General features: G+C 44.4%; 9 protein-coding genes. 5 read left to right on the top strand and 4 right to left on the bottom strand.

Going from position 1 to position 7,052, the window contains the following annotated elements; genetic code table 11:
• Positions 1-630: 630 nt before the first annotated feature.
• The 4 genes from RTU96_RS14215 to RTU96_RS14200 are packed head-to-tail and all read left to right on the top strand — an operon-like array spanning position 631 to position 2,945.
• On the top strand, positions 631-1,287 hold the full coding sequence (locus tag RTU96_RS14215) for a helix-turn-helix domain-containing protein (RefSeq protein WP_312637302.1): 657 nt from the start codon (positions 631-633) through the stop codon (positions 1,285-1,287).
• Positions 1,284-2,015 carry an ATP-binding cassette domain-containing protein gene (locus RTU96_RS14210; protein WP_312637301.1) on the top strand — a complete coding sequence of 244 codons (732 nt, stop codon included), beginning with the start codon at positions 1,284-1,286 and terminating at the stop codon, positions 2,013-2,015. Before RTU96_RS14215 ends, RTU96_RS14210 begins: the two co-directional genes overlap by 4 nt.
• Entirely contained in the window at positions 2,008-2,727 is a 720-nt protein-coding gene (locus tag RTU96_RS14205; protein ID WP_312637300.1) for an ABC transporter permease, read from the top strand. Before RTU96_RS14210 ends, RTU96_RS14205 begins: the two co-directional genes overlap by 8 nt.
• A complete protein-coding gene (locus tag RTU96_RS14200) occupies positions 2,727-2,945 on the top strand; it encodes a hypothetical protein (protein WP_312637299.1) in 219 nt (72 codons plus the stop codon). Before RTU96_RS14205 ends, RTU96_RS14200 begins: the two co-directional genes overlap by 1 nt.
• Positions 2,946-3,194: 249 nt before the next feature.
• Here RTU96_RS14200 and RTU96_RS14195 read toward each other — a convergent pair whose 3' ends face one another.
• From RTU96_RS14195 to RTU96_RS14180, 4 genes are all read right to left on the bottom strand, one after another.
• Positions 3,195-3,947 carry a DUF4368 domain-containing protein gene (locus RTU96_RS14195; RefSeq protein WP_312637304.1) on the bottom strand — a complete coding sequence of 251 codons (753 nt, stop codon included), beginning with the start codon at positions 3,945-3,947 and terminating at the stop codon, positions 3,195-3,197.
• Positions 3,892-4,218 (bottom strand): ribbon-helix-helix domain-containing protein, encoded by a 327-nt coding sequence (locus RTU96_RS14190; protein WP_312637298.1) that lies wholly within the window; start codon positions 4,216-4,218, stop codon positions 3,892-3,894. Before RTU96_RS14190 ends, RTU96_RS14195 begins: the two co-directional genes overlap by 56 nt.
• Before the next feature lie 21 nt (positions 4,219-4,239).
• Entirely contained in the window at positions 4,240-4,563 is a 324-nt protein-coding gene (locus RTU96_RS14185) for a hypothetical protein (protein WP_312637297.1), read from the bottom strand.
• A 463-nt stretch (positions 4,564-5,026) separates the two neighbouring features.
• Entirely contained in the window at positions 5,027-5,716 is a 690-nt protein-coding gene (locus tag RTU96_RS14180; protein WP_312637295.1) for an AAA family ATPase, read from the bottom strand.
• 119 nt (positions 5,717-5,835) lie between these two features.
• Here RTU96_RS14180 and RTU96_RS14175 point away from each other — a divergent pair, with 119 nt between their 5' ends.
• On the top strand, positions 5,836-6,783 hold the full coding sequence (locus RTU96_RS14175) for a DUF6076 domain-containing protein (RefSeq protein WP_312637294.1): 948 nt from the start codon (positions 5,836-5,838) through the stop codon (positions 6,781-6,783).
• Positions 6,784-7,052: the final 269 nt, after the last annotated feature.

The raw sequence follows: 7,052 nt of genomic DNA, 5'->3' as shown, positions 1-7,052 counted from the left end.
CTTTAAGGCAAATACAAAAGTGCTGTCCCAGCGCGAGACAACAGACTACACGGGTCGGCTGGACCGGCATGAGGCGGAGGAACGTGCGGGGCGTTCAAAATCGGCCCCGGAATACCCATTATCATAAATGAACTCGTAAGGAGTGAAGCCGTTTTCCTCCGCGTACTTGGTAAGGATTTTGCGCTGATTGATAATGCTGTCGGAATCCCCTGTAACTCGTCCTCATGGCTTAATCGACCATATAAATATATTTTCTTGTCAGGCTGTCTTTTCATAGTGACCCCTCTTTCCAACAGCCAACAGACGGTAATGTATACTCTAATTATACCGCCTTTGCCGCCTGTTGTTAAGTTTGTCGCGGGGACAAAGTGCCTTTTTAGAAAATTAATCTTCTAACCCCCTGTAAACAGACACTTTTTAAACTGCTAAAATCCTAAAACAGTGGTTTATCAACAAGCCCAACTTGTCCTGAAGTCGCAGGGTTTTGGGAAGGCGCTTCCCCAGCCTTGCCGGTTAGTGAAAAACCATAAATACAAATAAAATATATGCAAGGTTAGTACTTGACACAGGAAAAGATAAATACTACAATAAAAAATACCAACGGTCGGTTTTTATTATGGGAGGATTAAAATGGCACGAAAAAACAATCCAACACAAACAGTAGAATCTATTATATCCGTCTCAGCCAAGTTATTCATTGAAAAAGGATATGATAAAACGAGTATGCAAGATATTGTTGCTGCTTTAGGCATGTCAAAAGGCGCAATCTTTCATCATTTCAAATCTAAAGAAGATATCTTCAATGAGGTCATAAACAGACAATTCCAATATGTAGAGCAAACATTATACCAATGGATTGATGAGATGCAGGAACTTACTGCTAAAGAAAAGTTAATAAAAATATTGGAGAAGAATCTGAACGATCAACAAGCACATTCTTTGGACAGCGTTTTATCTACTCAAATTCAAAATCCATATTTTATTGTAGCGACTATGCAGGAAGGTGTAAATAAGAGTGCCCCGATTTTTGCTAAAATAATGCGTGAGGGAAAAGAAGACGGCTCTATTACAACTCAATTTCCTGACGAATGCGCTGAGATTTTCTTTTTGCTCATGAATATATGGTGTGATCCAGTTATATTTGCGTGTGATCTGTCACGTTTAATGGGGCGTTTGAATTTTCTTCAACAGATATTGATAAAGATGGGTGCTGATATTATAACTGATGAACTAATAGCAAGCTATTTAAAATTTGTTGAAAAATTATACGAAAGGGAAAAGATATGAGCAATGTAATGGCGGTAAAGACTGATAATCTTATAAAAACATTTTCGGGGATGGAGGTGATAAAAGGTTGTAATATCCATGTTCCAAAAGGTTGTATTTATGGTTTGCTGGGAGCAAATGGAGCAGGAAAAACTACGATATTCAAATTGCTGATGGGATTTCTTATACCGACGGCAGGGGAAATAGAAATTTTGAGTATGGACGTTATGTCTTCCCAAAATGAAATATTAAAAAACATTGGCAGTATTATTGAGGTTCCTGTGTTTTACGAACATTTATCCGCGAGTGAAAACTTGGAAATTCATTTGGCCTATATGGATATTGTTGGTGATATACCCTCAATCTTAGATATGGTTGGGCTTAAGGCAACAAATATGCAACCGGTGTCTAAATACTCATTAGGAATGCGCCAAAGGCTGGGAATAGCAAGAGCGTTGGTACATAAGCCTAAGCTTCTGATACTGGACGAGCCAATTAACGGACTTGACCCAATGGGGATACGCGAAATGCGTGAATTACTTATACGACTTAAAGATGAGCAGGATATGACAATCGTAATATCCAGCCATATACTTAGTGAAATGGAACATGTCGCAGATATTGTGGGCATTATTGTGAACGGAGTGGTTGTAGAAGAAATCACTCTATCCGAAGTGAAAAAACAATTTCCAAATGGATTAGAGGACTATTTTTTCAATATTATGAACGGAGGTGCTAAACTTGTTTAAACTTATGAAATTAGAACTTAAACGGAATAATATGAAGATTTATGTTATTTCAAGTATAATTACCAGTATTATAATGCTTGGTTTCATTTATCTGTTTGCATATGCACCTCACATAGACCCTGACCCAGATCTGAAAATATTTGCAAGTTATAACAATATCATTTCATTATTTTCTATGCTTAGCATGGCTGTATTTGCAACTCTTTCTTCAATTATGTATACAAGGTTTGTTATAGATGAATACAAAGAAAAACGAGCGATTCTACTTTTTTCCTATCCTGTCAAAAGAGCAAAAATATTGTTTGCAAAACTGGCAGTCATCTTTTTGTTCACAATGCTGGCGATGAGTATTTGCAACTTAATGGCTTTTGGAATATTCGGTGTATCCGAATCCATTTATCCGTTTGTTGTAGGGACGCTATCTGCACAGACAATGCTTAGAGCGGCAAAGGTCACAGGGATTATGGCTATAACTGCCGCAGAAATCGGCATTATGGCAATGGGCATAGGGTTCATAAAAAAATCCGTGCCCACTACTATTGTGTCCGCAGTACTTTTATCTTCTGTATTTTGTAATATTATGTTCAATTCTACAATGGATATAAACAAAAGCGATATTGCTTCAATTATTTTTATGTGTATTACAGTTATTGCAGGAAGTGTTGTTACGATAGCGCTTATGAAAAAAGTAAATCGTATGGAGGTAGAGTAATGGAAAGATTTATTGATAATATACTTGAAAGTATATTTGGAGGTTTTAATTTACAACTTAATATAATTGTAAGCTTACTGTTGTTAATGATTGGAATAATCATATTATTTTTTTTGAGAAAACAAGCATTTAAAGGCAAAAAAATAGCTGGATGGATTTGTATTGTCATAGGATGCTTGGGTGCATTGAGTGGTGCCATTCAGTTAATATTATTTTGATTTTTGTTTCAGGACAAGTTAATCTTTATTTAGTAATAAAAAAACAGATGAAGAGCCCCATAGCGTAAGCGGAAAAGAAAAAACTGTTGCTTGGCGGGAGTATGTCTATGTCATAATCTATCTTTCATGCAAACAGCGGTTTTGAAAATTCAAAGCCGCTGTTCTCTACTGTTCTCGTTCAAAGGGACAGATTGGGAACCGGGGTTCCTATGTACAAGGCGGGCAGCGCAAGCTGTCCGCCTTGCGCTGTTAAGCAATGTTCTCCTGTTGTGTCTGAGTATCCACCGCCTTTTCTGCGGTGACCTGTTGAATGCTGTCCATGATACCCACATACCGGTAGACGATGCGGATTGCCTGCTCCGCAGTACGGGAGTATTTGGTGCTCTTTTCGCCCACCTCAATCCTTGCAATAAAGAGCCGCAGGATTTCTGGGGTCAGCTCACGAATCTCTGTGTACCGCTTCGCTTTTTCAATAAAAGCATCCACATTGGCGACGGAAACTATCAGCTTTTGCAGCTTGGCCTCCTTGACAGGGATCACATCCCGCAGAGCCCTTTGCTCCTCGTTGTAATCAGCGGACAGTATGCGGAACTGTTCATTGGTCACCCGACCCAGCACGTTGTCCTCGTAGAGTCTTTTGAAAAGTGCGGTAAGTTCCGTATCTCTGCGTCGTGCCACATCCAGCTCTTTTTGCAGACTGTTCACCTCTTTCCGCAGCTCCAAGGTGTTTTTGCGGTTGATATACTCTGCGAAGAGGGCTTCTTTTTGTCTGGCGAAATGGGTGACCCTGCGTAGATCGTCAAGAATAATGCGCATTAAATCATGTTCCCGGATGTAGTGGGAAGAGCAGACCTCCTCGCCCCTTTTCTTGTAGGTGTAGCACATGAAGTTGTTTTTAATGGCATCCATCGTGTGCGCCCGGTGCAGGACGAGGGGCTTTCCGCAGTCAGCACAGAACACCAAGCCAGAAAACAAATTTTCCCCGCAGGCTGCGGTCAACATCATAGGGAATATCCATGCCGGTTGCCAGCAGCATATAGATTTGTGCCAGTTCCACGGCAATTTTGTAGGAGAGCTTGGAGAGATGCCGCTCCAGCTCCTTGATTTCACTGCGCTCAATTTGCTGGTAGACACTCGCAAGCTCGCCGGTAAACTGCCGCAGCATATCGCGGGTAAAGTATTCCCGGAGGGCGGCGTTGATGAGCTCGGAGCGGTTTGCAAAACCAAAATCGGCATATTTTTCATCGGCCAGCTTCAGGGTATCGCCCGGCAAGGACACCGTTATTTTTCTGTCTCAGGCATCGTCATCCTCCTCTGTATCTGTATGCTGATAGGCATAGATGTCGTCATAGCGGATGTTGCCGATGGTGTTTTTTACATCCTTCACACACTTTTTGCGAAAACGTTTCAGCGTTTCCTTATTGGCCCCAGAGACGGTTGCTGCAGTCACATGAGCCACCATGGACAGCTCCACACACAGTGGAAACAGCTGTCGGCAGATTTTTGCATCCAGCTTTGTTACCTGATTCTCCAGAAAAACGAGGGTGGTTTTGTTTATGTAAGAGGTGTCGTTCTGGCTGTGAAGATACCCGAGATAGAACTCGGCGGCCGCACCCACAAAGGCGCTGCGGTTGGGGTAATTGTAGGGGGATATTCCGCATCTACCCGCCGAAGCAATTCCGGTTTCATGTGAATCCCTACTTTTGTTTTGTTGTCGTCATTCATTTTTGCAACGCTCCTTTTTTCTTGATTTCCGCTCCAGACTTCCGTGAAAGCGGTGGATTCTTCGGCTTTTCTCGGCCCCCGGACTTCCCGGAGGAATACCCATTTCCATTCCGTGCACTTCTCCGACCACCGTAAAAACCCGCTCCCGCGCCCCGCTTATGCGGGACGCTGTGACCGTCAGGGGGCCGCTTGCGGTCACCTGACTTTATCCTGCTCATCCCTTTTACCATGGGAGGTGGCGACTTTGTGGATAGAGCGGCTCCTTTTCCTACAGCTCCGCACAAAGCCCCCCTGAGGGATGCCACCTCGTCCGTCAAAGTGGCACACGGGGCGACACAGGGGGCAACGTGCGGTGCTTACTCATCTCCTGACGGCTGTGACGGCAAAGAAGGCAAATTTGTGGGGGCGTTTTCTACCGTCATGCCGTCATTGCCGTCATAACGGAGAGTAAATTCACGCCGCTCAAAGCTGCGCTGATCAGAATAGGAAATACTGTTTCTCTGAAGGTATTCCATGTGCTTGATGATTTTCTTCTTCAGCACCGCCGGTGGACAATCCGTTCCGCTGAACAGCTTGAGCCGCTCCGCAAGCTCAGTGGCGGTTCCGGTAAACACAACCGCCGATTTCATAAAGTCAGAGAGCAGAAAAATTGCCTCGTCCACTTTTTGCTCTGCCTCCTCAATTGGTTGGAGCAGCTCCCAAAGGAAAGTATCTTTGTTGAACCCCAAAAACAATTCCCGGCTTTCGATATCCCTGCCGGTGCAGATGAGGGCGGCGGTGTTTTCTGTCCTGTTTTGTATTCTGGCGAGGCCATTCTCCAGACAGAGATAGAGCACCTCGCATTTTCTGGTTTCAAAGCCCCAGACCGCTTCGTCCTTTGCCGCCTGCAGGCAAATCCAGAGCGCCAGCCAGCTCTTACCGACTTTTGGAGCGCCCGCAAGAATATGCCGCCCTTGGAGTATCAGTCGGCTTACAATAAATCTCAGCGGCTCCATGGGTGTGGTCATCAGGGGTTGAGCATCCATGGTTTCTAATTTCTTTGACATGTTTCATCCGCTTTTCTATAGATAATTTATTTTTAATTTATATTATCTACCATTATGCTAACAGAGCAACTTGACTTTGAAAATAGAAAATGAGATAGTATAGTCATATACTCTACTGCATGAAATCCGTTATCTATCGAGGTGAGCCCATGGCGCAATTTTATAAAGACTTGTTTCCGGACACTACCGGCTTCTTTTCGTTTGATGTTCTGTTCGGGGAGGCGCATATTGAAATCGACAGGCGGAGCTACAAGTACAACGAGCTTTTCACCGCCTTTTTGAATTACGATGTGGCCCAATACAAAAAGGCCGTAGCACAAGGCTGCGGTACAGATAAATTAAATGAGATGATTCTGGAGATGCCCCTGTTCCGCGATTTTCCCACCCCGGACAGGTTGAGTGATGTAACGGAAGCAGAGTACGCCGCCCTGCTGGAGGACTTGGAGCTATTGGAGCGGTACCGCAGCTTTTTAAAGGATGCGAGTTACAGGAAGGATAAAAACTTTATTCAGCAAATTGCCAAGAACGGCATGAGCGCTTTTGTGGCGGACAAAACCATGGGTGCGGCGGATAGCCGAACGGCGGCGGTTTCCGAGCTTCAATATCTGCTTTTAGAGGACGACAGCGGAAGGGCGGCTTTATTCGAGCGGATAGGGTTCACACGGCTAATTGATTTTCTCTATACGGATTTCTTTAAAGGTATCCTAAAGGGCTTCGTTCCCAAGCAGTGCAAGCTCTGTGGACGGTATTTTCTTCTGAAAAAGGGCTTCCACTATGAATATTGCGATGGCATTTTTGAGTCTGGGCAAACCTGCCGCGAGGTGGGTTCGGCCAAAAGCTTTAAGACAAAGACTGACAACAACGATGTCTGGAAGCTGCACCAGCGCGCCTACAAAAAGTATTACGCCAGAGTGCTGAAAAAGACCATGAGCAAGCCAGACTTCAATGAATGGGCAAGCTTTGCGGAAAGGCTCCGGGGCGAGACGCTGCCCGCCTATTTGAAGGCCAAGTCTGAAAAAGTGGAATTTGACCTGACGGAATATAGCAGGCAGCTCAATGAGCGGTGAAGGGAAGCACATGCTGGAAAAATAGATAATCAGCGGGGAGGTGAAGTCACAGTGATCGGCTTTATAAAGAAGAATAGCAATGGGTTTCAAGGGATGCTTTCGGTGACGGTATATCTGCTTCTGGCGGCGGTGCTCTGCGCGCTTGTCACCAGCCTTTGTACGGTAACGCCGGTGGTGGTAAAGGCCGGCCAACCCGGCCTGACCGACCTGACGAATTTTGACTTTGAAAACAGCATCGCGCAGGTCGCCACCGAGTCTACCCAGTCCAT

Origin of the sequence: Oscillibacter sp., assembly GCF_032018205.1 — a bacterium.
Lineage (GTDB): Bacteria > Bacillota > Clostridia > Oscillospirales > Oscillospiraceae > Oscillibacter.
The sequence above is the reverse complement of the archived record's forward strand: the minus strand, read 5'-3'. Positions and strand labels throughout refer to the sequence as shown.